22 protein-coding genes are annotated in these 26,015 nt (G+C 65.7%); 9 read left to right on the plus strand and 13 right to left on the minus strand.

Annotated features, from left to right (window positions below; genetic code table 11):
- Window positions 1-10: 10 nt before the first annotated feature.
- The gene (gene acuI / locus ACM42_RS03395) at window positions 11-997 is read right to left on the minus strand and encodes an acrylyl-CoA reductase (NADPH) (RefSeq protein WP_028178680.1); all 987 of its coding nucleotides are present in this window, start codon (window positions 995-997) and stop codon (window positions 11-13) included.
- 40 nt (window positions 998-1,037) lie between these two features.
- The gene (locus tag ACM42_RS03400; RefSeq protein WP_028178679.1) at window positions 1,038-2,291 is read right to left on the minus strand and encodes an MFS transporter; all 1,254 of its coding nucleotides are present in this window, start codon (window positions 2,289-2,291) and stop codon (window positions 1,038-1,040) included.
- A 353-nt stretch (window positions 2,292-2,644) separates the two neighbouring features.
- Here ACM42_RS03400 and nadA point away from each other — a divergent pair, with 353 nt between their 5' ends.
- From nadA to nadC, 3 genes are all read left to right on the plus strand, one after another.
- On the plus strand, window positions 2,645-3,751 hold the full coding sequence (nadA, locus tag ACM42_RS03405) for a quinolinate synthase NadA (RefSeq protein WP_271526600.1): 1,107 nt from the start codon (window positions 2,645-2,647) through the stop codon (window positions 3,749-3,751).
- Between the two features lie 163 nt (window positions 3,752-3,914).
- A complete protein-coding gene (locus tag ACM42_RS03410; protein WP_271526601.1) occupies window positions 3,915-5,522 on the plus strand; it encodes an L-aspartate oxidase in 1,608 nt (535 codons plus the stop codon).
- A 10-nt stretch (window positions 5,523-5,532) separates the two neighbouring features.
- A complete protein-coding gene (gene nadC / locus ACM42_RS03415; RefSeq protein WP_271526602.1) occupies window positions 5,533-6,411 on the plus strand; it encodes a carboxylating nicotinate-nucleotide diphosphorylase in 879 nt (292 codons plus the stop codon).
- Between the two features lie 126 nt (window positions 6,412-6,537).
- Here the strand turns inward: nadC and ACM42_RS03420 are convergent, their stop codons facing one another.
- The 3 genes from ACM42_RS03420 to ACM42_RS03430 all read right to left on the minus strand — a co-directional run bounded on the left by ACM42_RS03420 (window position 6,538) and on the right by ACM42_RS03430 (window position 11,754).
- Window positions 6,538-7,980 carry a cell wall hydrolase gene (locus ACM42_RS03420; RefSeq protein ID WP_271526603.1) on the minus strand — a complete coding sequence of 481 codons (1,443 nt, stop codon included), beginning with the start codon at window positions 7,978-7,980 and terminating at the stop codon, window positions 6,538-6,540.
- A 595-nt stretch (window positions 7,981-8,575) separates the two neighbouring features.
- The gene (gene ppdK / locus ACM42_RS03425) at window positions 8,576-11,503 is read right to left on the minus strand and encodes a pyruvate, phosphate dikinase (RefSeq protein WP_271526604.1); all 2,928 of its coding nucleotides are present in this window, start codon (window positions 11,501-11,503) and stop codon (window positions 8,576-8,578) included.
- 95 nt (window positions 11,504-11,598) lie between these two features.
- Entirely contained in the window at window positions 11,599-11,754 is a 156-nt protein-coding gene (locus ACM42_RS03430) for a DUF3096 domain-containing protein (RefSeq protein ID WP_008562090.1), read from the minus strand.
- Between the two features lie 224 nt (window positions 11,755-11,978).
- On the opposite strand from ACM42_RS03430, the gene ACM42_RS03435 reads away from it, so the two are divergent.
- On the plus strand, window positions 11,979-12,332 hold the full coding sequence (locus ACM42_RS03435) for a DUF1236 domain-containing protein (protein WP_028178673.1): 354 nt from the start codon (window positions 11,979-11,981) through the stop codon (window positions 12,330-12,332).
- 255 nt (window positions 12,333-12,587) lie between these two features.
- On the opposite strand, the gene glyS is transcribed toward ACM42_RS03435, so the two are convergent.
- The 6 genes from glyS to ACM42_RS03465 form a co-directional block, all read right to left on the minus strand.
- Window positions 12,588-14,687: a glycine--tRNA ligase subunit beta gene (glyS, locus tag ACM42_RS03440; RefSeq protein WP_271526605.1), complete on the minus strand. Its 2,100-nt coding sequence runs from the start codon at window positions 14,685-14,687 to the stop codon at window positions 12,588-12,590.
- On the minus strand, window positions 14,687-15,625 hold the full coding sequence (locus ACM42_RS03445) for a glycine--tRNA ligase subunit alpha (protein WP_035678589.1): 939 nt from the start codon (window positions 15,623-15,625) through the stop codon (window positions 14,687-14,689). Before ACM42_RS03445 ends, glyS begins: the two co-directional genes overlap by 1 nt.
- 198 nt (window positions 15,626-15,823) lie before the next feature.
- A complete protein-coding gene (locus ACM42_RS03450; protein WP_028178670.1) occupies window positions 15,824-16,015 on the minus strand; it encodes a hypothetical protein in 192 nt (63 codons plus the stop codon).
- A 94-nt stretch (window positions 16,016-16,109) separates the two neighbouring features.
- Window positions 16,110-17,018 carry a S49 family peptidase gene (locus ACM42_RS03455; RefSeq protein WP_271526606.1) on the minus strand — a complete coding sequence of 303 codons (909 nt, stop codon included), beginning with the start codon at window positions 17,016-17,018 and terminating at the stop codon, window positions 16,110-16,112.
- 214 nt (window positions 17,019-17,232) lie between these two features.
- Window positions 17,233-17,997 (minus strand): tRNA1(Val) (adenine(37)-N6)-methyltransferase, encoded by a 765-nt coding sequence (locus tag ACM42_RS03460; RefSeq protein ID WP_271526607.1) that lies wholly within the window; start codon window positions 17,995-17,997, stop codon window positions 17,233-17,235.
- Window positions 17,990-18,217, minus strand: coding sequence for a putative signal transducing protein (locus ACM42_RS03465; RefSeq protein WP_028178667.1), 228 nt, complete (start codon window positions 18,215-18,217; stop codon window positions 17,990-17,992). Before ACM42_RS03465 ends, ACM42_RS03460 begins: the two co-directional genes overlap by 8 nt.
- Before the next feature lie 132 nt (window positions 18,218-18,349).
- Here ACM42_RS03465 and ACM42_RS03470 point away from each other — a divergent pair, with 132 nt between their 5' ends.
- The 5 genes from ACM42_RS03470 (at window position 18,350) to ACM42_RS03490 (ending at window position 23,026) form a co-directional block, all read left to right on the plus strand.
- Window positions 18,350-19,357: a polyprenyl synthetase family protein gene (locus ACM42_RS03470; RefSeq protein ID WP_131866317.1), complete on the plus strand. Its 1,008-nt coding sequence runs from the start codon at window positions 18,350-18,352 to the stop codon at window positions 19,355-19,357.
- A 328-nt stretch (window positions 19,358-19,685) separates the two neighbouring features.
- On the plus strand, window positions 19,686-20,201 hold the full coding sequence (locus tag ACM42_RS03475; RefSeq protein WP_271526608.1) for a winged helix-turn-helix transcriptional regulator: 516 nt from the start codon (window positions 19,686-19,688) through the stop codon (window positions 20,199-20,201).
- Window position 20,202: 1 nt separating this feature from the next.
- Entirely contained in the window at window positions 20,203-21,465 is a 1,263-nt protein-coding gene (fabF, locus tag ACM42_RS03480; RefSeq protein ID WP_271526609.1) for a beta-ketoacyl-ACP synthase II, read from the plus strand.
- A gap of 45 nt (window positions 21,466-21,510) precedes the next feature.
- The gene (locus ACM42_RS03485; protein ID WP_271526610.1) at window positions 21,511-22,143 is read left to right on the plus strand and encodes a LysE family translocator; all 633 of its coding nucleotides are present in this window, start codon (window positions 21,511-21,513) and stop codon (window positions 22,141-22,143) included.
- Between the two features lie 7 nt (window positions 22,144-22,150).
- Window positions 22,151-23,026: an alpha/beta fold hydrolase gene (locus ACM42_RS03490; protein WP_271526949.1), complete on the plus strand. Its 876-nt coding sequence runs from the start codon at window positions 22,151-22,153 to the stop codon at window positions 23,024-23,026.
- A gap of 107 nt (window positions 23,027-23,133) precedes the next feature.
- Here the strand turns inward: ACM42_RS03490 and ACM42_RS03495 are convergent, their stop codons facing one another.
- Together ACM42_RS03495 and ACM42_RS03500 are read right to left on the minus strand one after the other, a co-directional pair.
- On the minus strand, window positions 23,134-24,018 hold the full coding sequence (locus ACM42_RS03495; protein WP_271526611.1) for a 4-(cytidine 5'-diphospho)-2-C-methyl-D-erythritol kinase: 885 nt from the start codon (window positions 24,016-24,018) through the stop codon (window positions 23,134-23,136).
- 24 nt (window positions 24,019-24,042) lie between these two features.
- A complete protein-coding gene (locus ACM42_RS03500) occupies window positions 24,043-25,839 on the minus strand; it encodes a tetratricopeptide repeat protein (RefSeq protein ID WP_271526612.1) in 1,797 nt (598 codons plus the stop codon).
- Window positions 25,840-26,015: the final 176 nt, after the last annotated feature.

Here is a 26,015-nt window from a genome sequence, read left to right on the forward strand (position 1 = left end):
CTAAACGCCGTTAGCCAATTTTAACCACGATGCGGCCCCGGACTTGGCCGGCAAGGATTTTCGCGCCCCACTCTGAAACCTCGTCGATCGAAATTTCCTTAGTGATTTCAGATAGTTTTTCCCGATCCAGATCGGACGCGAGACGTTGCCAGGCTGCCTTCCTCGGCTCAATCGGGCACATCACGGAATCGATGCCGAGAAGGCACACTCCGCGCAAAATAAACGGCGCGACCGAGGACGGCAGGTCCATACCGGCCGCCAGACCGCAAGCCGCAATCGCTCCACCATATTTCGTCATCGAGAGCAGATTCGCGAGGGTCGTCGAGCCGACGCTGTCGACGCCGCCTGCCCAACGCTCCTTGGCAAGGGGTTTTGCCGGTGCCGAGAGTTCATTGCGGTCGATGACTTCGGCTGCTCCCAGCTGCTTCAGGTAATCGGCCTCCGAGGCCCGGCCGGTCGAGGCGATGACGTGGTAGCCGAGCTTCGAGAGCACGGCGATCGCGACCGAGCCGACGCCGCCGGCAGCTCCGGTCACCACGACCGGACCGCTCTTCGGCGAGAGACCATGCTTCTCGAGCGCCAGCACCGCAAGCATCGCAGTGAAGCCGGCGGTGCCGATCGCCATGGCGTCGCGCGCCGACAGGCCATGCGGCAAGGCGACCAGCCAGTCGCCCTTCACCCGCGCCTTCTCCGCATAGGCGCCGAGATGGGTCTCGCCCATGCCCCATCCGGTGCAGACCACCTTGTCGCCCGCCTTCCACTGGGGATGGGAGGAGGCTTCGACGGTGCCGGCGAAGTCGATGCCGGCGATCATCGGGAAGCGGCGCACCACCGGCGCCTTGCCTGTGAGCGCAAGGCCGTCCTTGTAGTTCAGCGTCGACCACTCCACACGAACGGTGACGTCACCGTCCATCAGCTCAGCTTCGTCGAACTGCGTGAGCTGGGCGGTGGTGCCCTTGTCCGCCTTGTCGATCCGGATCGCCTTGAATGTGGCCACGACTTCACTCCCTGACTTGTTTCAGGGATTGTTTAGCCGATCAGGCAGGCTGTGCAACCGCTCGCTCGACAGGTTTCTCCACAATCGGAAGATTGATCAGCGCGGAAAGCACGCCGAACAGGATCGAGAGCCACCAGATCGGCGTGTAGGAACCGAACCGCTCGAACACGATGCCCCCCAACCAGACGCCGAGGAAGCCGCCGACCTGATGGCTGACGAAGGCGAAGCCGTAGAGCGTCGCGAGCCAGCGCGTGCCGAACATCAGCGCCACCAGCGCCGAGGTCGGCGGCACCGTCGACAGCCAGGTCAGGCCGGAGATCGCGCCAAACGCGATCGCCGAGAACGGCGTGATCGGGAATGCGATGAAGGCGAGGGTCGCAAGCGCACGGGTGAAGTAGATGGTCGAGAGGATGTAGCGCTTGGGCAGATAGTTCTGGAGATAGCCGACGCTGAGCGAACCAATGATGTTGAACAGGCCGATCGCCGCGATCACCCAGCCACCGGTTTGCGTCGAGATGCCGCTATCGACCAGAAAGGCCGGCAGATGCACGGTGATGAAGGCGAGCTGGAAGCCGCAGGTGAAGAAGCCGAGCACCAAGAGCACGTAGGAGCGGTGGCCGAAGGCCTCCGCAAGCGCCCTGGTGAAGGTCTGCTCATCCGCAGGCGCCGTGTTGGCCGTGCTTGCGACAGGCGGCGTCGAAAGCGCCAGCGACAGCGGGATGATCAGCAGCATCAGGAAGCCGAACACGGAGAGCGCCTGCTGCCAGCCGAAATTATCGATCAACGCGACGCCAATCGGTGCGAACAGGAACTGCCCGAACGACCCCGCCGCCGTGCCGGCACCGAGCGCAAGGCCGCGCTTCTCGGCCGGCAGCAGCTTGCTGAACGCCGACAGCACCAGATTGAAGGAGCAGCCGGCAAGACCAAAGCCGATCATGACGCCGGCGCCGATGTCGAGCGACAGCGGCGTCGAGGAGTAACGCATCAAGAGCAGGCCGCCGGCATAGAGCAGAGCGCCGACGCACATCACCCGGAACAGGCCGAAGCGATCCGCGACCGCGCCGGCGAGCGGCTGGCCCAGCCCCCACAACAGATTCTGCACGGCAATCGCGAGGCCAAACACGTCGCGGCCCCAGCTGAATTCATGACTCATCGGCTGCACGAAGAAACCGAGCGCCGAGCGCGGACCGAAGCCGAGCATGCCGATCGCACAACCGCAGAGAATGATGACGGCCGGGGTGCGCCAGTTGGAGGAACGTGAGGCCGGAGCGAGTTCGCCGATCTGTGTCGACATGGTCTTCCTCGTCTGTCGTTGGCGAATCCGCGATCAGCAGCCGCGGGAGGGCCCGTTTAATGCATCTGCATGAAGATCCCAAGTCAAAAAGATTGCCAAGCCAGAGACGATTGCATTCCACGAGGAGCTGCCGCGGGAGCATTGCGTTTCAATGCTGCCTCGCCCGACGTGTCAGCCGCGATCTGACGGGAATGTGTGCGGCAGGGCCTAGCGGGCCCCATCGGAGCATGCTATCTTTGATTTACTCAGATTGAGCATATTTAGGGCACCTCCTCTGACCGGCCTTTCGGCCGGATTTCTCAGACCCCCTATATTCTCAATTTGAGCATAATAACCACGCATGGGAGGCTTCAATGCCGATCACTGGAATCTACGGCCCCGACGATTTTGCCAACCGGCCGCAGGGCCAACTCATCACCCCTCCCCGCCCCGTGCTGGTACCCGCGGGGCCAACGTGGCCGATGCCCTCGCTGGAATGGACGCCGCAGGTCGAACGCGCCACCGCCCCGCTCTACGAACGCGTGAAGCACGTGATCCCGCCGATCGAATGGCCGCTGATGGCGCCGACCATCAACGCGATCAACGAGCTGAAGCGCGCGCGGGGCGCGGTGATCCTCGCCCACAACTACCAGGCTCCGGAGATCTTTCATTGCGTGGCCGATATCGGCGGCGACTCGCTCCAGCTCGCGGTCGAAGCCACCAAGGTGAAGGCAGGCATCATCGTCCAGTGCGGCGTGCACTTCATGGCAGAGACCTCGAAGCTGCTCAATCCGGACAAGACCGTCTTGATCCCGGATTCGCGCGCGGGCTGCTCGCTTGCTGCCAGCATCACCGGCGCCGACGTGCGGCTGCTCCGCGAAAGATTCCCCGGCGTGCCCGTCGTTGCCTATGTCAACACCTCGGCAGAAGTGAAGGCGGAGGTCGATATCTGCTGCACGTCTTCGAACGCGGTGCAGGTGGTCGAGAGCCTAAACGCGCCGAGCGTAATCTTCCTGCCCGACCGATACCTCGCCACTTACGTGGCTTCGAAGACCGACGTGAAAATCATCGCCTGGAAAGGCGCCTGCGAGGTGCATGAGCGTTTCACGGGCGAGGAGCTGCGATCCTTTCGCGAGGCCGATCCTTCCGTCCAGATCATCGCGCATCCGGAGTGCCCGCCGGACGTGCTGGCGGAAGCCGACTTCACCGGCTCGACCGCACACATGATCGACTGGGTGCGCGCGAAGCGGCCGCGGCGCCTCGTCATGATCACCGAATGCTCGATGGCCGACAATGTGCGGGCCGAGCTTCCCGAAGTGGAAATGCTGCGGCCCTGCAATCTCTGCCCGCACATGAAGCGCATCACGCTCGCCAACATCCTGGAGAGCCTGCTGATGCTTCGCGAGGAAGTGACGATCGATCCCGCGCTTGCCGAACGCGCGCGGCGCTCGGTCGAGCGGATGATCAATCTGAAGAACTAGAAACATACCGCTGTCGTAACGGACAAGCGAAGCGCAGGGGACCCACAACCAAAGGAAGATGTTTGGCGAAGAACGACGTGAACAGCTTCGCGCAACAACTTCCGCCGCGGCGCATGGGTCCCTGCTTTCGCAGGGACGACAGCGGAGTGAATGGAGAAGGCCAATGACAAGCAATGTCGACGACCTCACCCGCACCACTGACGACGTCGTCATCGTCGGCGGCGGCCTTGCCGGGCTGTTCTGCGCGCTGAAGCTCGCCCCGCGGCCGGTGACGCTGATCTCGGCGGCACCGCTCGGACAGGGCGCGTCGTCCGCATGGGCGCAAGGCGGCATCGCCGCCGCGGTGGCCGAAGGCGACACGCCGGAGGCACACGCCGCCGATACCGTCGCGGTCGGCGGCGGCCTTGTCGATGAAGCCGTCGCACTCGGGATCGCGCGCGAGGCGGCGCCCCGCATCCATGACCTTCTCGCTTACGGGGTGCCGTTCGACCGCGATCTCGACGGCAGGCTTGCCGTCGGACGGGAAGCTGCGCATTCCGCGCGGCGCATCGTGCATGTGCGCGGCGATGGCGCTGGCGCCGCGATCATCGCAGCGCTGAGCGAAGCCGTGCGGCGCACGCCCTCGATCCGCCTGATCGAAGGCTTTGTCGCCGAAGCTCTGCTGACCGAGGACGGCGCCGTCACCGGCCTTCAATTGCGCGAGGCCGGCAATCCCGCTGCACGGCCGGCCGTGCTCGCTTCACGCGCGATCGTGCTTGCGACCGGCGGAATCGGCCACCTCTATGGCGTCACCACCAACCCGCTCGAGGCCAGCGGCTCCGGCCTTGCTATCGCAGCCCGCGCCGGCGCCGTGATCGCCGATCCTGAATTCGTGCAGTTCCACCCCACCGCCATCATGGTCGGCCGCGACCCGGCGCCGCTCGCCACCGAAGCCTTGCGTGGCGAAGGCGCAACGCTGATCAACGGCAACGGCGAGCGATTCATGAGGGCACGCCATCCGCTCGCCGAGCTCGCACCACGCGACATCGTGGCCCGCGGCGTGTTCACCGAGATCGCGGCCGGGCGCGGCGCCTTCCTCGATGCGCGGCAGGCGCTGGGCACGCACTTCGCCGAGAAATTTCCGACCGTGCATGCGAGCTGCATCGCCGCCGGCATCGATCCCGCGGCGCAGCCGATTCCGATTGCGCCGGCCGCACACTACCACATGGGCGGCATCGCGGTGGACATGCGCGGCCGCAGCTCGATCGACGGGCTCTGGGCCGGCGGCGAGGTGTCCTCGACCGGCGCGCATGGCGCCAATCGGCTCGCCTCCAACTCGCTGCTGGAGGCCGTCGTCTATGCCGCACGCATTGCCGACGACATCGCCGGCCGCATTGTGCCCTCGCCCGGCCGCCTTCCCGACGCGTTGGTGATGCCGCGCGCCGGCACGCCGGATGCCGTAGCGGTGAAGCGGCTGCGCGCGATGATGAGCGCGCATGTCGGCGTGATCCGCGACGGTGACGGGCTTGCGGACGCCGTGCGCCACTTCGCCATGCTCGAACGCGAGGCCGGAGATATCGCCCTCCGCAACATGGCGATCTCGGCCCTGCTCGTCGCCGCCGCGGCCTGGACGCGGCGCGAGAGCCGCGGTGCGCATTTCCGTTCCGATCATCCCGCAGAGGCTCCCGGGCCGGCTCGGCGAACGATGACGACGCTTGTCGCGATGCGCGAGGTCGCGGAGGGCCTGAACGAGCGTCCGCTGTCACGCATCGCGCAATCCATGATCGCCTGAAGGAGGCCCCATGATCACCCCGACCTCACTGCTCTATCCCGACGCCTTTCTCTCTCCGCTCGCGGTCGACGAGGCCGTGCAGCGCGCGCTCGACGAGGATCTCGGCCGCGCCGGCGACATCACCTCGCTTGCGACGATCCCGGAAGCGACGAGGGCGCAGGCGATCCTCGTCGCACGCCAGTCCGGCGTGATCGCCGGATTGCCGTTGGCGCTCGCGACCCTGCAGAAGCTGTCGCCCGACATCGAGCTGCGCGCACATGTCCGCGACGCCGCGCGGGTTGCGCGCGGCCAGCATGTGCTGACGATCACGGGCCCCGCCCGCGCCATTCTCACGGCCGAGCGAACCGCGCTGAACTTCGTCGGCCGCTTGTCGGGCATAGCCACGCTCACGGCGGACCATGTCGCGCGCACCGAGGGCACGAAGATGCGCATCTGCTGCACGCGAAAAACCACGCCGGGATTGCGCGCACTGGAGAAATATGCGGTGCGCTGCGGCGGCGGCTTCAACCATCGCTTCGGGCTCGACGACGCCATCCTGATCAAGGACAACCACATTGCGGTTGCCGGCGGCATCCGTCCGGTACTGGAGCGCGCCCGTGCCCACGCGGGCCATCTCGTCAAGATCGAGATCGAGGTCGATACGCTGGCGCAACTGCGCGAAGTGCTCGACAGCGGGATGGCCGATGCGGTGCTGCTCGACAACATGGACCTTGCGATGCTGCGCGAGGCTGTCAGGATCAACGAGGGCCGCCTCAAGCTGGAGGCATCCGGCGGCGTCACGCTGGACTCGATCGCCGCGATTGCGGCGACCGGTGTCGACTATGCGTCGGCGGGCGCTCTGACGCATTCGGCGCCGAACTTCGATTGTGCGCTGGATATCGAGGCGTGATTTGAACACGAACGCCTCCACAACGTCATGGCCGGGCTTGTCCCGGCCATCCACTTCTTGCCGACGAAGCACGAAGAACGTGGATGCCCGGGACGAGCCCGGGCATGACGGTCTTTCGTGAAGGCGCTACCGACGCTCGCCCATCTCGGCCGAGCTCTTGGCCTCCTGCGCGAGTTCGGCGGACAGCGCGGCGGTCTGGGCCGGGGTGCCCCAGCTCGGTTCCTCGCTGCCGTCGCCCCAGTTGCGCGGCCGATAGAAGGTGTGCACGCCGGTCTTGTACAGCTTCTTCATCTCGGCGACCCAGGACGGACGGACCCAATAGGCGTGGTAGTGCGTGGACTTGCCGACCTCGGGCAGCCAGATCTGGCCGTCGAGCATCGCCTTGGAGATCTTCCTGGCGCGCTCCCACATTTCAGGCTCGCGGATCACGTCCGGATTGTTGTCGCAGGCGAAGGTGAACTGGCAGGCGAAATGGCGGTACTTGTTCTGGTAGACCACGCCGCACACGGTATCGGGATATTTGCCGGAGAACACACGGTTCATCACCACTTGCGCCACCGCTATCTGGCCGCGCACGGCCTCGCCGCGGGATTCGAAATAGACGGCTTCGGCAAGGCACTTCTCCGATTTCGCGCGCGACTTGTCGTCGAGCGCGAGCCGCTCGGCCGGCGATCTGGCGCGCTGGTTGTCGGCGTTGACCTCGCCCTTCGGCGCGACGCTCTCGCCGCCTTCGATCTCCTTGGCAATCTCCACCGATGGCGGCGACAGCGAAGCCGTCACCTTCATGTCGGGATCGGGCATCACGATCAACGGCTCGGCGCCCGGCTGCCAGCTCTCGATAGGCTCGAGATTGCCGCCGAGCGAGGAGCTGCCGAAGAACAGGCTTGAGGTCTTGACTGCGAAGGGATCGCGTGCCGGCGCGGCGGGAGCCCGCTTCAACGCCTCCAGCGGCGCGGTCGCGAGCGCGCGCGCAGCGTCGCTGGCCTGCGGCGGATTGGAATATTGCGGCAGCGGCGGCGCGCGCAGCGCTTCCTGCAGCTCGGGATCGAGCACGGCTGCGGATTCCGGCGACATCGCCTGCGGCAATGCGGCGGACTTGGCGCCGAACACCGAGCGGTTCGACGTCGCGGGATCTTCCTGTGCCGGTTCTGCAGCCGGCGCGACCGTCTCGGGAGCCTGCGTCGGCGCGACGGTTGCGAGGCGATCACCCTTCAGGGAGCGATCGACCTTGGGAAAGTCGGAAGCCTGGTAGCGCGGCGGCGCCTGAAGCGCAGGATTGCGGCTGATCGCGCCGGTGACGTCGCGGCCGTCGAGGCTCGCGAGCCGAACCATCGCGCTCTGCGGAGCGGAGGTGCCGATCGGCCGCGAGAAGCTGTAGGTCGCAAGCTGGATCGAGGACGCAGCGGAAAACACCTGCTTCTGCCAACGCTCGGCGACGCCGGGCTGGCGCGCCAGCAGCGAGGCAATGTCCTGATAGCCGGTCTCTCTCGGCATCAATGCGAAGATGCAGAGACCGATGCCGAAGGACGCGAACCGCGCGCCCTTCGGATGGTTACGCAACACTGACATCGATACGCTCACGCTACGCTTACGCTCTGATCGAACTCAGTACATCCGTGCAATTCGATCTTTATCGTAAGTATCCAATTTAGGTTGCCGGGGCGTTAATCCGCGTTGCGCATGCGGCACACTCAAGCGAACACAGGGGTTTTCACGAGGCGACATCGCGCAGTGGTAAATGCCGCCTCACGCGAAGCGGTAAACGTCCGGTCAACGCGCATGGTGAAGGAACTCTTGCGCAGGCGTATCATTACGGGACGTGTGATGAGATCCCGGTGTTGGGTTCGCCCAAAGCGCCTTCCTCATCACCGGTGTCATGCCCCGCGAAGGCGGGGAATCCAGTACGCCGCCGCGTCTCGATTCAATCACTACCGTCTCGGCGTACTGGATCGCCCGGTCAAGCCGGGCGATGACAGCGGAGCGTGTGGCGAGCACGTCCCACGAACTCGTCATTGCGAGCGCAGCGAAGCAATCCAGAATCCCTCCGCGGAAAGACTCTGGATTGCTTCGCTGCGCTCGCAATGACGATGTTGAAAGAGCGTGACGTAAAATGAAAGAGGCGGAGCTTGGCCCCGCCTCTCTCATTCCAGCATCCTAGTTTTGCCTACGCCTGGCTGGCGACGGCCTTGCCGAGCGCCGCTTGCGCCGCTGCGAGCCGGGCGATCGGCACGCGGTAGGGCGAGCAGGAGACGTAGTTGAGGCCGATATGGTGACAGAAGGCAACGGACGCGGGATCGCCGCCGTGCTCGCCGCAGATGCCGACCTTGAGCTTCGGACGCGTCTTGCGGCCGCGTGCGACGCCGATCTTGACGAGCTCGCCGACGCCTTCCTGGTCGAGCGCGACGAAGGGATCGATCGGGAGGATGCCCTTGGCCACGTAGGTCCCGAGAAAGCTCGCCGCGTCGTCGCGGCTGATGCCGTAGGTGGTCTGCGTCAGGTCGTTGGTGCCGAACGAGAAGAACTCGGCCGACTGTGCGATCTCGGCCGCGAGCAGGCAGGCGCGCGGCAGCTCGATCATGGTGCCGACCTGATAGGCCAGCTTGGTGTTGGTGTCGCGCATCACCGCCTGGGCGGTCGCATCGATCCGCGCCTTGACGAGATCGAGCTCGGCCTTGGTCGCGATCAGCGGCACCATCACCTCGAGGCCGACGGCCTTGCCGGTGCGCTTCTCGGCCTCGACCGCCGCCTCGAAGATCGCGCGGGCCTGCATCTCGGCGATCTCCGGATAGGCGATCGCGATTCGGCAGCCGCGGAAGCCGAGCATCGGATTGAACTCCGAGAGCTCGCGTGCGCGGTCGGCGAGGCGCCGCGGGTCGGTGTTCATGGCGCGCGCCACTTCCTCGACCTCGGCATGGGTGTGCGGCAGGAACTCGTGCAGCGGCGGGTCAAGCAGGCGAATCGTGACGGGCAGGCCCTTCATGATCTCGAACAGCTCGACGAAGTCGGCGCGCTGCATCGGCAGCAGCTTTGCGAGCGCGGCACGACGCGACTGCTCGTCCTCGGAGAGGATCATCTCGCGCACCGTGCGGATGCGCGTCTCCTCGAAGAACATGTGCTCGGTGCGGCAGAGGCCGATGCCTTCCGCGCCGAACTTGATGGCGGTGCGCGCGTCGTCGGGCGTGTCGGCATTGACGCGCACGCCGATCTTGCGGACCTGGTCGGCCCAGTTCATCAGCGTGCCGAACTCGCCGGACAGCTCCGGCTCGATCATCGGCATCCGGCCGGCGAGCACCTGGCCGAGCGAGCCGTCGATGGTGATGACGTCGCCGGTCTTGAAGGTGCGCGAGCCGATGCTCATGGTGCCACGGCCGTAATCGACGCGGATGGTGCCGCAGCCGGAGACGCAGGGCTTGCCCATGCCGCGCGCGACCACCGCCGCGTGCGAGGTCATGCCGCCGCGGGTGGTCAGGATGCCTTCGGCAGCGTGCATGCCGTGGATGTCTTCCGGGCTGGTCTCGATGCGGACCAGGATCACCTTGCGCCCGTCGGCCTGAAGCTTGGCCGCTTCATCCGAGGAGAACACGATCTCGCCGGAGGCTGCACCCGGGGATGCCGGCAGGCCGGTCGCGATCACGTCGCGCTTGGCGTCGGGATCGATGGCCGGGTGCAACAGCTGGTCGAGCGAGGCCGGATCGATCCGCGTCACCGCTTCCTTCTTCGAGATCAGGCCCTCATTGGCGAGCTCGACCGCGATGCGCAGCGCCGCTTTCGCGGTGCGCTTGCCGCCGCGGGTCTGGAGCATCCAGAGCTTGCCCTGCTCGACCGTGAACTCCATGTCCTGCATGTCGCGGTAGTGCTTCTCGAGCAGCGTGTAGATCCGCGTCAGCTCCTTGAAGGCCTCCGGCATCGCCGATTCCATCGACGCCTTGTCGGAGCCCGACTCCTTCCGCGCCTCCTCGGTGATGTCCTGCGGCGTGCGGATGCCCGCCACCACGTCCTCGCCCTGCGCGTTGATCAGGAACTCGCCGTAGAGCTTGCTCTCGCCGGTCGAGGGATTGCGGGTGAAGGCAACGCCGGTCGCCGAGGTCTCGCCCATGTTGCCGAACACCATGGCCTGCACGTTGACCGCGGTGCCCCAGGATTCCGGAATGTCGTGCAGCTTGCGGTAGGTCACCGCACGCGCGTTCATCCAGGATGAAAACACCGCGCCGATCGCGCCCCAGAGCTGGTCGTGCGGATCCTGCGGGAAGTCCTTGCCGGTCTCGCGCGCGACCGCGTCCTTGTACTTGCCGACCAGGTCGACCCAGTCCTCGGCGGACAGGTCCGTGTCGAGCGTGTAGCCCTGCGTGTCCTTGAAGGTGTCGAGGATTTCCTCGAAGTGATGGTGCTCGAAGCCGAGCACCACGTCGGAATACATGGTGATGAAGCGGCGATAGCTGTCAAAGGCGAAGCGGCGGTCGCCCGACAATTCGGCCAGCGCTTCCACGGTCTGGTCGTTGAGGCCGAGATTGAGCACGGTGTCCATCATGCCCGGCATCGAGGCGCGCGCGCCGGAGCGCACGGAGACGAGCAGCGGGTTCTTGGCATCACCGAAGATCTTGCCGGTCAACTTGCCGACATAGTCGAGCGCCTTCTCAACCTGCGACTGCAATTCCTTCGGGTAGGTCTTGTCGTGTGCGTAGAAATAGGTGCAGACCGAGGTCGGGATGGTGAAGCCGGGAGGCACCGGGAGGCCGAGATTGGCCATTTCGGCGAGGTTGGCGCCCTTGCCGCCGAGCAGGTCGCGCATCTCCGAGCGGCCCTCGGCCTTGCCGTCACCGAATGTGAACACCCATTTGCCGGCCTTGGCCGCGGCTGGCGCCACCTTAGCGGGCGCAGTCTTCTTCGGTGCGGGCTTCGCGGCGACCTTCGGCAGAGCCGCTTTGGTCGCGGCCTTTGCCGCCGGCTTGGCTGCGGACTTTGCAGCGGGCTTGGCGACCGGCTTAGGCGCGCTTTTGGCCAGCGTCTTGCGGGCCGGCGGCGCGGCTTTCGCGACGGCAGAGGACTTTGATTTCGCTGGCATTTTCTTAGGCTTCGAGGCGGCTTTGGCCATAGCTTGCACACAACCTGCGAGAGGAATGGGAAATCGCGGGCCTTACACCATTTTGGGCGGGCCCGCGCAAGTCGGACAGTTCCGAAAAGTGACGCCTAGAAGCGGAGCCACTTCAGGAGCCCGAGCCCGATCGCGCCGTTGACGATGAGGAAGATCGCGACGATGAGGTTGAGGAGTCGCGGCATGATCAGGATGAGCACGCCCGCAATCAACGACAGGATCGGCGAAATGTGGGCGACGGTGATGTGCATGAACTATCTTTCTGTGGAGGTGAGGCGAATCGCGCGCGGATCATAGCCGGCCCGGTTCCGGGAGTAGAGATGCGCAGGACGCATCGCGAGTTCCGTCGATCGCGAAAACTGCCCGAAATTGCCGCGAATGCGGCAGGCCTTTTCCCGGAACATTGCCATGAGGCACGCATTGGCAACCGGTCGCGCCGTTCGCGCGTCCGAAAATCACGTCGAAGGAGTTGTCCATGCGGAACAGGATTCTTGCTCTTGCAGCGCTCGCGGCCGCGATCGGCTCGCCTCTTGCGGCGCAGGCGCAAAGCGGTGTCACGGTGGGACGCGCGCCCGCCGTGGTCGACAGCGCCCCGACCATTGCGGTCGAACAGCGGCCGGCCTTCCGCGAATATGTCGTCGAGCAACGTGTGCCGCCCTTCCGGATTCCGGATCGCGTGGTGGTCGGCACCACCTTACCCGAAAGCGGCGTCACTTATTATGACGTGCCGCAACGTTTTGGCGCCACGACCTATCGCTACACCGTCGTGAACGGCGAGACCGTGCTGGTCGAGCCGCGCTCGCGCCGCATCGTCGAGGTGCTGGACTGAGATCGCCTAAGAGATCGACTAGATGTCCGGCGCGCCATATCAGGCTGGCGCGAGCAGTTTGAAGCGGACATCAGGCCCCGCCCGGTCCTTCCCCCCGCCGGGTGGGGCACTTTCTATCTTGTGTCCCGGGCAAGCGAAGCGCGGCCCGGGACCCAGGGTTCCGAGCACGCGGCCAGCATAGGCCCCGGCTCTGCAGCGCACCGCTGAAGTAGCGCTGCGCTGCGTCCGGGGCACGAGAGCCGCAATACCCGCGCCTCAATCCTGGATCTTCGAGAAATCCGCCACCGCGCGCGTGGCGCTGCGGATCTCGTTGAGCAGCTTCAGGCGGTTCTCGCGCACCTTCGCATCGTCGTCGTTGACGCGCACCTTGTCGAAGAAGGCATCGACCGGCGGACGCAGCTTCGCCATCGCGCTCATCGCGGCGGCAAAGTCTTCCCTGGCGACCGCAGCGCCGGCTTCCGCCTTGACCTCGCCGATCGCTTTCGCCAGCGCCTTCTCCTCAGCGAGGCTGTAGAGCGCAGCATCGGGCGCGCCGTCGAAGCTGCGCTTGTCCTTCTTCTCCTCGATCGAGAGGATGTTGCTGGCGCGCTTGGTGCCGGCGAGCAGGTTCTTGCCGTCGTCGGTATCGAGGAATTTTCCGAGCGCCTCGACGCGACGGACGATCATCAGGAGGTCGTCCTGGCCGCCGAGCGCGAACACGGCGTCAACGAGATCGTGCCGCGCGCCCTGCTCGCGGAGCTGGACCTTGAGGCGGTCGGCGAAGAAGGCGAGCAGGTCGCTGGGAAGCTTCTGCGCATCGGCGGGCTTCACCGACAGGCCGGCGAGCGCCGACGCCGCCACCTTCATCAACGACAGACGCAGCGCATTCTCCGCGATCAGCCGGATCACACCCAGCGCCGCGCGACGCAGAGCATACGGGTCCTTGCTGCCCGTCGGCTTCTCGTCGATCGCCCAGAAACCAACGAGCGTATCGATCTTGTCGGCGAGCGCTACCGCAACACTGACTGGATCGGTCGGCACACGATCGGCCGGGCCCTGCGGCTTGTAGTGCTCCTCGCAGGCAGCGGCGACGGAGGCGTCCTCGCCTTGGGCCAGAGCGTAGTACTTGCCCATCAGGCCCTGCACTTCAGGAAACTCGCCGACAACCTCCGTCAACAAATCCGCCTTCGCCAGATGCGCGGCGCGCGTCGCCTTGGCGACATCGGCGCCGACCAGCGGCGCGATTTCGGCGGCAAGGCGTTCGATGCGCTTGATGCGGTCGGCCTGGGTGCCGAGCTTCTCGTGGAACACGATCTGCTCGAACTTCGGCAGGCGGTCTTCGAGCTTCGTCTTGAGATCCGTCTCAAAGAAGAACTTCGCGTCGCTCAGCCGCGCGCGGATCACGCGCTCGTTGCCGGCGATGATGGTCTTGCCGCCGTCGGTCGCCTCGATGTTGGCGACCAGGATGAACTTGTTGGCGAGCTTGCCCGTCTTGGCGTCGCTCACGACAAAGCACTTCTGGTTGTTGCGGATGGTGGCGCGGATCACCTCCGCCGGCGTCGCCAGGAACTCCGGCTCGAACGAACCCATCAACACGACCGGCCATTCGACGAGGCCGGCGACCTCGTCGAGCAGGTTCTGGTCCTCGACCAGCTCGAACCCTTGCGCGAATGCGAGCTGCTTGGCGTCGGTGAGGATGGCGTCCTTGCGGCGCTCGGGGTCGAGCACGACCTTGGCGTCGAGGAGTTTGGCCTCATAGTCCTCGAACCGGCGCACGGAAATGGCCGCGGGCGCAAGGAAGCGATGGCCGTAAGTGGTCTGGCCGGCCTCGATGCCGTCCACCGAGAATTTCACGACATCAGGCTCCTCGGTCTCGAGCCCGAACGTCGCGGTGATCGCGTGCAGCGGACGCACCCAGTTGAGCGAGCCGGGCTTTCCGGAACGCGCGCCCCAGCGCATCGATTTCGGCCAGGGGAAGGTGCGGACGATGACGGGGAGGATTTCCGCGAGCACGTCGATCGCGTCGCGACCCGGCTTCTCGATCAATCCGATGTAGAAATCACCCTTGGGGTCGCGCTGGATCTTGGCCTCATCCAGCGACTTCAAACCGGTCGCTTTCAGGAAGCCCTGCACGGCCGCATCGGGCGCGCCGATCTTGGGGCCGCGGCGTTCGGTCTTGAGGTCGGGCTGGCGCGCAGGGATTCCGTGCACGGTGAGCGCGAGGCGGCGCGGCGTCGCGAAGGCTTTCGCGCCCTCGTAGACGAGGCCTTCGGCGACGAGCTTGTCGGTGACCATGCGGCGCAGATCGTCGGCCGCCTTCCCTTGCATGCGCGCGGGAATCTCTTCCGAGAACAGTTCAAGCAAAAGATCGGGCATCAGGCCGCTCCGCCCGCTTCAGTGTGGATCCAGGCCTCGCCGCAGGCCTTGGCCAGCTCGCGCACGCGAAGAATGTAGCTCTGCCGCTCCGTCACGGAGATCACGCCGCGCGCATCGAGCAGATTGAAGACATGGCTCGCCTTGATGCACTGGTCGTAGGCCGGCAGCGCCATCAGATGCTGCTTCCGATTGCCGCCTTCGCGCCAGCCGGCGTCGAGATATTTCCGGCAGGCCGCTTCCGCCATCTTGAACTGCTCGAACAGCATCGCGGTGTCGGCGTATTCAAAGTTGTGCCGCGAATATTCCTGCTCGGCCTGCAGGAAGACATCGCCATAGGTGACCTTGGCGTCACCCTCGCGGCCGTTGAAGTTGAGGTCGTAGACGCGGTCGACGCCCTGCACATACATCGCGAGGCGCTCGAGGCCATAGGTGAGCTCACCCGCGACCGGCGCGCATTCGAAGCCCGCGACCTGCTGGAAATAAGTGAACTGACTGACCTCCATGCCGTCGCACCAGCACTCCCAGCCCAAACCCCAGGCACCCAGCGTCGGACTCTCCCAATCGTCCTCGACGAAGCGGATGTCGTGCACGGCGGAATCGATGCCGATCGCGGCGAGCGACTTCAGATACAGATCCTGAAGATTCGGCGGCGACGGCTTCATGATCACCTGGAACTGGTAGTAGTGCTGCATCCGGTTCGGGTTCTCGCCGTAACGGCCGTCCTTGGGCCGTCGCGAGGGCTGCACATAGGCCGCATTCCAGGGCTTTGGCCCGAGCGCGCGCAGGGTGGTCGCCGGATGGAAGGTGCCCGCGCCCATTTCCATGTCGTAGGGCTGCAGGATCACGCAGCCCTGCTCGGCCCAGAACCGCTGGAGCGCGAGGATGAAGCCCTGGAACGAGCGTTCCGGGCGCATATGGGCGGGCAATGAGGCGTCCATCGTCAGATCGGGCTCTCGCGGGGGGTTTTGAATCGCGCGGGACCGTATCGACGGCGGGGATGGGAATCAAGGCGAAGGGGGCCGGAAAGCGGCCCTGTACTCCGTCATGGCCGGGCTTGTCCCGGCCATCCACGCCTTGTGTAACCGCACGAAGAACGTGGATGCCCGGGACAAGCCCGGGCATGACGACTGTGGCAGCTAACCCGGACGATAAGCTCCGGTTACGGGGTCACGCTTCAGCGTCTGGATATCCCCCATGCGGGCGGCTTCGGCGACGCGCGACAGGCGCATCTCCTCCAGCTCCTGGTTGATCCGGACAGCGGTCTTGTAGGCCCAGCGGACCACGGCAAGCCCGCCCAAGACGCCCGCGAAAGCGACGAACGGCGGCATCAGTCGATCCTCGTCTAGTGCTCAGCCCCCACCTGCATTGTTGCGCAGATGGGCCAGCGCCGCAATTGGCGCGGCCCGGACCAAATGGCGCTGCCTAGAACCCGAATTTCGCCCAGATCGCCCGCGTCTCGACCGCCGAGATCAGCTCGTCCGGCAAGCCGACCATCGATTCCAGGGCCAAAAGCTGCCCCGCGCCGGGCGATTTCCGCCCCAAAAGGCCGGAGAGCAGCCCGGTCGGCTGTGCGATCACGGGGGTGAGAACCTTCTCGCCGTAGCGGGCACGAAGAGTTGAGCGAAGATCGCCGATGTGGTCGGCGAGCCCCAGCGCGATGGCGCTCTCGCCGGCCCAGTATTCCCCCGTGAACAGGGTATCATCCGCTCCCTTCAGCCGTGCGCCGCGGCTTTCCTTGACCAGCGAGATGAATATCTGGTGGATCTCGCGCTGGATCGCCTTCAGCTTGGCGACGTCATTAGGGTCTTCCGGGAGGAACGGGTCGAGCATCGCCTTGTGTTCGCCCGCTGTGTAGAGGCGGCGCTCGATGCCGAGCCGCCTGATCGCCTCCTGAAAGCCGAAACTGCCGCCGACCACGCCGATCGAGCCGAGGATCGAGGACGGATCGCAGATGATCTCGTCGCCGGCGCAGGCGATCATGTAGCCACCGGACGCCGCGACGTCCTCGACGAACACGAGCACCGGCAGCTTCTTCTCCGCCGCGAGCTGCTTGATGCGCAAGTAGATCTGACGCGACTGCACCGGCGAGCCGCCGGGAGAATTGATCACCAGCGCCACGGCCTTGGCGTGCCGATACGAAAACGCGCGCTCGAGCACCCGCGCGATGCCGGCAAGCGTCAACCCGGGGCGCAGCGGCGTCACCGCACCGATCACCCCCGACAGCCGCACCACCGGCACCACTGGGGTACCCGGCCGAAAGCGCGCCGGCAGATATTGCATGAGCTTGTCGGCCAGGCCGGAACTCTCACGATCGTTCAATTGTTCGGCCATGCCGTTACCTCTGATTAACCATTTCTTATCACGCGACTGTCATTGGAAGTGCCCGGAACGTGCTTTGCAGTTTTCCCGTTGGGAGGCTGCAATGAGGCAGCGGAGAACACCATGAAAATCTATCTGCTGATGCTGCTGATCGGCGCGCTGTTCATGGCGATCCGCCTCACGTCGCCGCAAGAGCAGCAGTCCGAATCGCTTCCCCGGTAAGCCCTCACAGTTCCACCAGCGGCAAGGCCGCTCTCCCTTCCAGAATCTGCGTCACCGCGCTTTCGGACAAGCGTGACTGGGCGTTGAGCATGAGGCCCGGCAGCAATCGCGTCGGGGCCCGGCCGCCTTTCACCGCACGCACCAGCACGCGGATCGCGGGCCGCCCGGCCTCGCCGTGAACCGGCAGGATCGAGAGACTGCCGAAACCGCGTGACAGCGCTGCCAGGACTTCGGCGATTCCATCTGCACGCCAGATCAAGGTCAGCACGCCATTGGATCGGAGGATACGCCGCGCTGCATGCACCCACGCATGCAGGGTCACTTCCGTCGCCACATGCGCGGTGTGCCGCGCCCGATCCGGCGAGCCGCGATGCCGGGCCGGATCGTTGAAGGGCGGATTCATCAACACCACATCGACGCTGTCGGGCGACAGCCCGTTTGACGCAAAGGCCTGCGGCTCGGCCGTGACGTCGAGGACGATCGTTTCGGCGGCGATCGCGTTCGCCGCCGCGTTGCCGCGCGCGAGCTCGGCCAGCTCCGGATCGATCTCGACCAGGCTGAGCCTGATGCCCGCGACGCGGCGGGCCAGCGCCAGTCCGGCCGTACCGACACCGGCGCCGAAATCGACTACGCGGTCCCCTGCCCGGGCGTCGGTCGCCGCTGCAAGCAGGATGGCGTCATGCCCGGCGCGATGGCCGGATCGCTTCTGCTTCAACCGCAATTGCCCGCCGAGAAAGGCGTCCTCGGTAATATCTGCGGCCTCAATCATCGCCGCGCAGTTCGTGGCTGAGGCCGGCTTCGGTGAGGAGAGCCCTAGCCTCCTGGACATCGTCCTCATGGACCAGGATCCGCCGCGGCAATATGCCGAGCGAGCCCTCGATGATGCTCATGTTCTGGTCCAGCACCAGATGATGGATGTTGGCACCGTCGAGCAGCGCGCCGATCGCCGACACCAGCACCATGTCATTGGTCCGAACCAGTTCGCGCAAAACGCAGATCTCCTGCCTGAAAGGGGGGCATGCGGCAAATGTCAATGGTTCCGAGGTCTTGCCGCGTCCGTCGCCAGTTTCTATTGTCTTTCCATCAGAATAGCCCTTCCGGGGCAAATATTGGAGATCGGCGTGGCCGTCATCGTACCTTTCGAAACTCCCGGCGCGTCGATCGAAGAGCTGGTTGCCCTTGTCGCCCCTGACATGGAGCGCGTCAACGCCACGATTCTGTCGCGGACCGGCTCCGAGGTGACCATGATCCCGGAGGTCGCCAACCACCTGATCTCCTCCGGGGGCAAACGCCTGCGCCCGATGCTGACGCTCGCCATGGCCAATCTGGCCGGCTACACCGGCGACGGCCATATCAAGCTCGCGGCCTCCGTCGAGTTCATGCATACCGCCACCCTGCTCCACGACGACGTCGTCGACGAGAGCGAGATGCGCCGCGGCAAGCTGTCGGCGCGCATGCTCTGGGGCAACGAGGCGAGCGTGCTGGTCGGCGACTTCCTGCTCGGCCAAGCCTTCCGCATGATGGTCGAGGTCGGATCGCTCCGCGCGCTCGACATCCTCTCCGCGGCCGCCGCCACCATCGCCGAGGGCGAGGTGATGCAGCTGGCCGCCGCCAAGAACACCGCGACCACCGAGGACGAATATCTCGCCGTGATCCGCGGCAAGACCGCCGAATTGTTCGCGGCCGCCTGCGAGGTCGGTCCCGTCATCGCCAACCGGCCGAAGGCGGAGCAGACCGCCTGCCGCTCGGTCGGCATGAATCTCGGCATCGCCTTCCAGCTCGTCGACGACGTGCTCGACTATGGCGGCAAGAGCGCCAAGCTCGGCAAGAACACCGGCGACGATTTCCGCGAGGGCAAGATCACGCTGCCGGTCGTGCTGGCCTTCCGCCGCGGCAACGACACCGAGCGCGCCTTCTGGATCCGCGCGCTGGAGCGCGGCGAGATCGGCGACGGCGATCTCGACCACGCCATCGGCCTGATGAACAAGCACCGCGCGCTCGAGGATACGCTGAGCCGCGCCCAGCACTACGGCGCCATGGCCGTCGACGCGCTCGCGCTGTTCCCGCCCTCGCCGATGAAGAGCGCGCTGGAGCAGGTCGTGGCGTTCTGCCTGGCGCGGTCGCATTAGGCTCTCACCCTAAGGCTCTTTCCACCTCGTCATTGCGAGCAAGACGCGACGACACCGCTCGCTCTCGTGTCCCGGACGCGCTGCAGCGTGAAACGCTGCTGCGCAGAGCCGGGACCTACGCGACATCCGTAATCATCGGCGACGTGGGCCCCGGCCCTGCAGCGCACCGCAAAGAGGCGCTGCGCTGCGTCCGGGGCACGACAGCGATTTGGTCGACGCCCACCTCACGTCTCATCAAACATAGCTTCGCATTGGCCCGCTTCGCCCGCATTTGCGGTTCGCATGCCAGTCACTTGCATTTTGCAAGTTACTTCCCTATCCTTTCCCCATGCAGCCCAAATCTCCTTCCATTCAGGAATGCCCCGTCGGCCGCGCCGTGGAGACGGTCGGCGAATGGTGGAGCATCCTGATCCTGCGCGATGCGTTTCAGGGCGCGACGAAATTCGACGAATTCGCGCAAAGCCTCGGAATCGCGCCGAACATCCTGTCGCGGCGCCTCGCCCATCTCACCGCGAGCGGCATGTTCGCCCGACGCCGTTACAACGAACGTCCGCCGCGCTACGAATACGTGCTGACGGACAAGGCGCGGGATTTCTTTCCGGTGATCGTCGCGCTGCTCGCCTGGGGCAACAAGCATCTCGCGCCGAAGGGCGCATCCATCGTGCTGGCGAACCGGAGTGACGCTCGCCCATTCGATCCAATCGTGGTCGACGCCGCCGACATGCAGCCGATCACGCTCGCTAACACAATCGCCGTTCCCGGTCCCCGCGCCAGCCGCGGAATGCGCGTGCGGCTCGCTTCGCTCAAGGCCATGAACCCGGCCGTGGCGCCGGCTGGAGACTGACATGCGTCGTATCGTCGTGACTGGCATGGGCGCGGTGTCGCCGCTCGGCTGTGGGGTCGAATTGTCGTGGCGGCGGCTGCTCGCCGGCCAAAGCGGGCTGCGCCCTCTGCCCGAATGGGCGCAGGTACTGCCGGCGCGCATCGCCGGTCTCGTGCCCGACAAGGCCGATGACGCCGATGGCGGCTTCGATCCGGCGCAGGCGGCCGCGCCAAAAGACCAGCGCAAGATGGACCGCTTCATCCTGTTCGCGCTGCTCGCCGCCGCAGAAGCGGTCGCACAGGCCAAATGGATGCCGCAGGACGCACGCGCGCTGGAGCGCACCGCGACGATCATCGCCTCCGGCATCGGCGGCTTTCCGGCGATGGCGGAGGCGGTGCGCATCACCGAGCAGCGCGGTGCGCGCCGGCTCTCGCCGTTCACGGTCCCTTCGTTCCTCGCCAATCTCGCCGCGGGCCAGGTCTCGATCAAACACGGCTACAAGGGCGCGCTGGGCACCCCGGTCACGGCGTGTGCCGCCGGCGTGCAGGCGATCGGCGATGCCGCGCGAATGATCCGCGCAGGCGAAGCCGATGTCGCGATCTGCGGCGGCGCGGAGGCCTGCATCGACATCGTCAGCCTCGGCGGCTTTGCCGCGGCCCGCGCGCTATCGAGCGGCTTCAACGACGAACCCGCGCGCGCCTCGCGCCCGTTCGATCGCGACCGCGACGGCTTCGTGATGGGCGAAGGCGCCGGCATCCTGGTGATCGAGGCACTGGAACATGCACTGGCGCGCGGCGCGACGCCGATCGCGGAGATCGTCGGCTACGGCACGACCGCGGACGCCTATCACATGACCTCGGGTCCGCCCGATGGCGACGGCGCCCGCCGCGCCATGGAGATCGCGCTTCGGCAGGCGAAGCTCGAGCCCGCGGATCTGCAGCACCTGAACGCGCATGCGACGTCGACGCCGGCCGGCGACGAGAGCGAGCTCGGCGCGATCGCCGCGCTGTTCGGCCGTAACCGCGGCATTGCCGTGAGCGCGACCAAATCGGCCACCGGGCACCTGCTCGGCGCCGCCGGCGGGCTGGAGGCGATCTTCACCGTGCTGGCCTTGCGCGACCAGATCGCGCCGCCGACGCTCAATCTCGAAAATCCGGATCCCGGCGCTGAAGGCATCGACATCGTTGCTGGCGCAGCGAGAGCGATGCCGATGCAGAGCGCCATCTCCAACGGGTTCGGGTTCGGCGGAGTGAACGCCAGCGTGATCTTCCGCCGGATGGGCTAAGCGAGAGGGCCTTGCAATCGCCGCTCGCTCCGCTACGAAAACAGGATGACCGAAACGAATTTCTGGCTGTTCCTGGCCGCAGCTTGTCTCATCGCCGCCGTTCCGGGCCCCGGCATTTTCTACGTCGCGGCACGAACCCTGTCGGAGGGACGCGTCAGTGGCCTGGCGTCGACCGCAGGCACGGCACTCGGCGGGCTCGTTCATGTCGTCGCGGGCAGCCTCGGCATCTCCGCGATCATCCTGGCCAGCGCGGAACTGTTTGCCGTCGTGAAATTCGTCGGCGCGCTCTATTTGGTCTGGCTCGGGATCAAGACGTTTCGCAGCGCCGGTCGCGCGCTGTCGCTCGAGAGCGAGGCCGTCGGCGACAAGCGCGCCTTCCGCGACGGCGTGCTGGTCGAGGCCCTGAACCCGAAGACCGCGGCGTTCTTCCTTGCCTTCATTCCGCAATTCCTCGATCCCTCGGGATCGAACCCGACGCTGCAATTCATTGTGTTAGGTGCGATTTCGGTGACGCTGAACACGCTCGCCGATGTCGTGGTGGTGCTGATGGCCACCGCGACACGCACGCAGTTGATCGGACGGCCGCAGCTGATGCGGCGTCTCGCGCAGGGCTCCGGCGTCTTCATCGCCAGCCTCGGCCTCTCGCTCGCGCTGGCGCGGCGGCCGGTGAATGGATAGCGCCGCGATGCTCGCCCCGCAAAGCCGCTTCCATGAATCGCACGGCCTGCGGCTGCATTACGCCGACTGGGACAATGAGAGCGCGCCACCTCTCATCCTGGTCCATGGCGGCCGCGATCATTGCCGGAGCTGGGATCACATTGCCCGATCGTTGCAGCCGCATTTTCACGTGCTCGCGCCCGACCTGCGCGGTCACGGCGATTCCGACTGGACCCGAGGCGGCAGCTACGCGCTGACGGAATATGTCTACGATCTCTCCCAGCTCGTCCGCAATATCGCAGCGCCTCAGGTCACTCTCATCGGCCATTCGATGGGCGGGATGGTGAGCCTGATCTTTTCGGGCTCATTCCCCGAGCGGGTCTCGAAGCTCGTGATTCTCGACGGTGTGACCATGTTGCCGGATACACCAAAACCGCCGGCGCATGAGCGCATCGGCAAATGGGTCGCCCAGCTCGACAAGCTGCACGACCGCACGCCGCGCCGCTATGCCACGCTCGAGGACGCCGCCGCGCAGATGATGCTTCACAACAAACGGCTGTCCCGTGACCTCGCCCTGCATCTCGCCACGCATGGTGCGCGGCGGAACGAGGATGGCACCTACAGCTGGAAGTTCGATCCCTATCAGCGCGCCGCTGCGCCGCACCGGCTCTGGCCCGACGATCACATCGAGCTCTGGTCACGCATCACGTGTCCGACGCTGCTGCTCAATGCCGGTGAAAGCTTTCTCGCCGGTGCCAGGGCGGCAGGCCTGGAGCGGTACTTCCCGCAGGCGCGCATCGAGACGATCGCCGGCGCGGGACACTGGCTGCAGCACGACAAGCCGCAGGAGGTGCTGGGTGAGATCCGGCGGTTTCTGGGACTGGCTGAGGCAAGCGGCGGTTAGCTCAATGCCGTAGCCCGCATGAGCGCAGCGACATGCGGGAAGCCACAAGAAAGAATCCCGGATATCGCTTCGCTCATCCGGGCTACACAGCGTCCTTGGGGGAATATCTAGCTCAACGTTCCCGCATGCACCCACCAGCCGTGGTGATCGCGCCGGATCTTCTCGGCGGCGGCATGGGCTTCGGCCGGCGCGCCGTAGATCGCAAAGCACGTCGCGCCGGAGCCGGACATGCGGGCGAGCTTGACGCCGACGGAGGTGCGCAAGGCTTCCAGCACCTCGCCGATGACAGGCTCGATGCGCAGCGCAGGCGCTTCAAGGTCGTTGGCGACGGTTTCCAGAACCTCGACCCAATCGGAAATAGAGGCGCCCTCCCCGGGCCAGGCCGGAGCGCGGATGACGTCGGTGACGCCGACCAGAAGCTCGCCGTTGCGCAACCCCAGTGCCTGGAACACGTCCTTGGTCGCGACCGGCACGCGCGGATTGACCATGACGCAGGGCATGCTCGGCAGCGCGAGCGGCAATAGCTGCTCGCCGACGCCGGTCATGTCGCAGGCGCGCGAGATGAGGCACACCGGCACGTCGGCGCCGGTCGCGAGTGCGACCTTCTGAACGCGGGGATCATCGAGCGACAGATCGTTGAGACGCGCCAGGAGCCGCAGCGCCGCCGCGGCATCGGCCGAACCGCCGCCGATGCCCGCCGCAACGGGAAGCACCTTGTCGAGCGCGAACGCGCCCAGCTTCAGGCCGGGCACCGCCTCGGCCAGAAGCTTGGCGGCCTTGAGCACGAGATTGTCGGACGTCTCGCCGCAGGCCTCCGCCAGCGGCCCGGCGGTGGTGAGCTTCAGCTCACCGCCTGGCTCCAGCGTGAGCCGATCGGCGCAATCGGCGAACGCCACCACGCTTTCGAGATCATGATAGCCGTCGGCACGACGGCCGACGACGCGAAGGCTCAAATTGACCTTCGCCCGTCCCTCTTCAATCAACGCCGACATCGGCGACACGCCCCCAACAAAACCTCAGCCGCCCCTGCCGTCGTCCTTCTTCTTCTCGGCCTGAGCCGCAGAAGAGTTCGAATTGTCGTCGGCGAGGCCGTTGGCGATCTTGGCCTCGATTTTCGGAAGTTCTTCCGGCTCTGGCTTGAGATCGCGGGCATGCGACCACTGGAATTTTGCCTCCAGCGTGCGGCCGACGCGCCAATAGGCGTCGCCGAGATGGTCGTTGATGGTGGGATCCTCGGGTTTGAGATCGATCGCACGCTCGAGGTTCTTCACCGCCTCTTCGTAGTTGCCGATACGGTAGTAGGCCCAGCCGAGGGAATCGACGATGTAGCCGTCGTCGGGACGCTGCTCGACGGCACGCTTGATCATCTTCATGCCTTCGTCGAGATTCACGCCCTGGTCGATCCAGGAATAGCCGAGATAGTTGAGGACGTGCGGCTGGTCGGGCTGGAGCTCCAGCGCCTTCTTCATGTCGGCCTCGGCCTTGGCCCACTGCTTGGAGCGCTCCTCGCAGATACCGCGATAATAATACCAGACGCTGTTGGCCTTGTCGTTGCCGGGCGGCAGCACGTCGATTCCTTGCGAATAGGTCGCCCCGCAATCACCGAACCGCTTACGACCGCGCTCGATATTGCCGAGCGCCATGATGGCTTCGAGGTCCTTGGCATCCTCTGACGTGACGCCCTTGAGGATCTTGATCGCCTCGTCGGTGCGGTCGGCGGTGTCGAGATCAATGGCGAGCTGGATCTGCGCATTGCGCTTGAGCGGCGAGGTCGCGGGCACGCGCTCATAGACCTTGATCGCCATCTTCGGCCGCTTCACCGACTCATAGAGATCGGCGAGCGAAAGCAGCGCCAGCGGATGGGTCGGCTGGAGGTAGAGCGCGAGCTGGAGATAGACCAGCGCCAGGTCCTCGCCGCCGCGGCGGGTCAGCGTGGCACCGATGCCATAGAGCGCTTCGGCGGCGCCGGCCTGCGCGGAATCGACGAGCGGCGGCATCTTCTTGCCGGCCTTGGTCTCGCGCAGGCCTTCCTGGATCAGCGGATGGCGTGCGAGCTTCTTGTCGAAAGCCTGGTAGACGGTGGTCGCGGCGGCGGAATCCTTGTTGCGCGAGAGCCAGCGCGCATAGGCCTCGGTCACGCGCAGCATGGAATCGTCGAGCTTGTAGGCGCGCTCGAAGCGGGCGCCGGCGTCCTTCTCCCTGCCGGAGAGCTCTAGGATCATGCCGGTGTGAAGATCCTTGAACAGCGGATACCATTCCGGACCGGCCAGCTTGTCGATGGTGGCGACACCACCCTTGGCATCGCCGGCACCATAGGCGGCCCAGCCCGACAGCAGCGTGGCGACGAGATCGGTGATCGGGCCGCGGATCGACTGGTTGATGTTGGCCTGCGCGGCCGCGTATTTCTTCAGCTTGAGATCATGCACGCCGACGACGAGACGCGCGACGCGGTTGGTCTTGTCGATTGTGAGGATGCGTTCGGCGAGCTTGACCGCCTCCTCGAGGTCGCCGTCGGCGACCGACGAGATGAAGGCACGGTCGAGCAGTTCGTTGTTCTTGGGATCGGTCCGGAGCGCCGAACGGTAGAATGCGGCTGCGGATGCCGCGTCACGCTCGACGCTGGCGTGGCGGGCGGCGAGATAGCTGCCGGCACCGGTGAGTGACTTCAGATCGTTTCGGGTCGGAAACTGCGCCGCCGTGTTCTCCGGGTGATCCGGCGTCTGCGCCAGGACCGCACCGGGGACCGCCACGATCGCGGTGCCCGTGAGAGCGATGGCGGCAGCAGTCCAGCGGATGAAACGATTTGAAAACATCAGGGGCTCGCCTTGAGTTGGTAGTGCCTGGGTTTGCAACAGGGGGCCGTATCGCATGCGAACGCGGCCGGTGGCATAGGGACCCGGAACCGTCGGGCCGACAATGCCGCTTTTGGCGCTTCGCCGCAAGGATTCGGACTGGGCGACCCCCGCCGCATGCCCCAAATCGGCCAAGC

It is taken from the genome of Bradyrhizobium sp. CCBAU 25338 (assembly GCF_028128965.1).
Classification (GTDB): Bacteria; Pseudomonadota; Alphaproteobacteria; order Rhizobiales; family Xanthobacteraceae; genus Bradyrhizobium; species Bradyrhizobium liaoningense.

Coding starts and splice junctions, on each gene's coding strand:
- ACM42_RS03475 (WP_271526608.1), top strand. CDS start 19,686: ATGCAGCCCAAATCTCCTTCCATTCAGGAATGCCCCGTCGGCCGCGCC.
- ACM42_RS03435 (WP_028178673.1), top strand. CDS start 11,979: ATGCGGAACAGGATTCTTGCTCTTGCAGCGCTCGCGGCCGCGATCGGC.
- ACM42_RS03455 (WP_271526606.1), bottom strand. CDS start 17,018: ATGGCCGAACAATTGAACGATCGTGAGAGTTCCGGCCTGGCCGACAAG.
- nadA (WP_271526600.1), top strand. CDS start 2,645: ATGCCGATCACTGGAATCTACGGCCCCGACGATTTTGCCAACCGGCCG.
- ACM42_RS03450 (WP_028178670.1), bottom strand. CDS start 16,015: ATGCCGCCGTTCGTCGCTTTCGCGGGCGTCTTGGGCGGGCTTGCCGTG.
- ACM42_RS03490 (WP_271526949.1), top strand. CDS start 22,151: ATGCTCGCCCCGCAAAGCCGCTTCCATGAATCGCACGGCCTGCGGCTG.
- ACM42_RS03430 (WP_008562090.1), bottom strand. CDS start 11,754: ATGCACATCACCGTCGCCCACATTTCGCCGATCCTGTCGTTGATTGCG.
- ACM42_RS03410 (WP_271526601.1), top strand. CDS start 3,915: ATGACAAGCAATGTCGACGACCTCACCCGCACCACTGACGACGTCGTC.
- fabF (WP_271526609.1), top strand. CDS start 20,203: ATGCGTCGTATCGTCGTGACTGGCATGGGCGCGGTGTCGCCGCTCGGC.
- ACM42_RS03500 (WP_271526612.1), bottom strand. CDS start 25,839: ATGTTTTCAAATCGTTTCATCCGCTGGACTGCTGCCGCCATCGCTCTC.
- ACM42_RS03485 (WP_271526610.1), top strand. CDS start 21,511: ATGACCGAAACGAATTTCTGGCTGTTCCTGGCCGCAGCTTGTCTCATC.
- ACM42_RS03420 (WP_271526603.1), bottom strand. CDS start 7,980: ATGTCAGTGTTGCGTAACCATCCGAAGGGCGCGCGGTTCGCGTCCTTC.
- ACM42_RS03495 (WP_271526611.1), bottom strand. CDS start 24,018: ATGTCGGCGTTGATTGAAGAGGGACGGGCGAAGGTCAATTTGAGCCTT.
- nadC (WP_271526602.1), top strand. CDS start 5,533: ATGATCACCCCGACCTCACTGCTCTATCCCGACGCCTTTCTCTCTCCG.
- ppdK (WP_271526604.1), bottom strand. CDS start 11,503: ATGGCCAAAGCCGCCTCGAAGCCTAAGAAAATGCCAGCGAAATCAAAG.
- ACM42_RS03445 (WP_035678589.1), bottom strand. CDS start 15,625: ATGGACGCCTCATTGCCCGCCCATATGCGCCCGGAACGCTCGTTCCAG.
- ACM42_RS03460 (WP_271526607.1), bottom strand. CDS start 17,997: ATGATTGAGGCCGCAGATATTACCGAGGACGCCTTTCTCGGCGGGCAA.
- glyS (WP_271526605.1), bottom strand. CDS start 14,687: ATGCCCGATCTTTTGCTTGAACTGTTCTCGGAAGAGATTCCCGCGCGC.
- ACM42_RS03400 (WP_028178679.1), bottom strand. CDS start 2,291: ATGTCGACACAGATCGGCGAACTCGCTCCGGCCTCACGTTCCTCCAAC.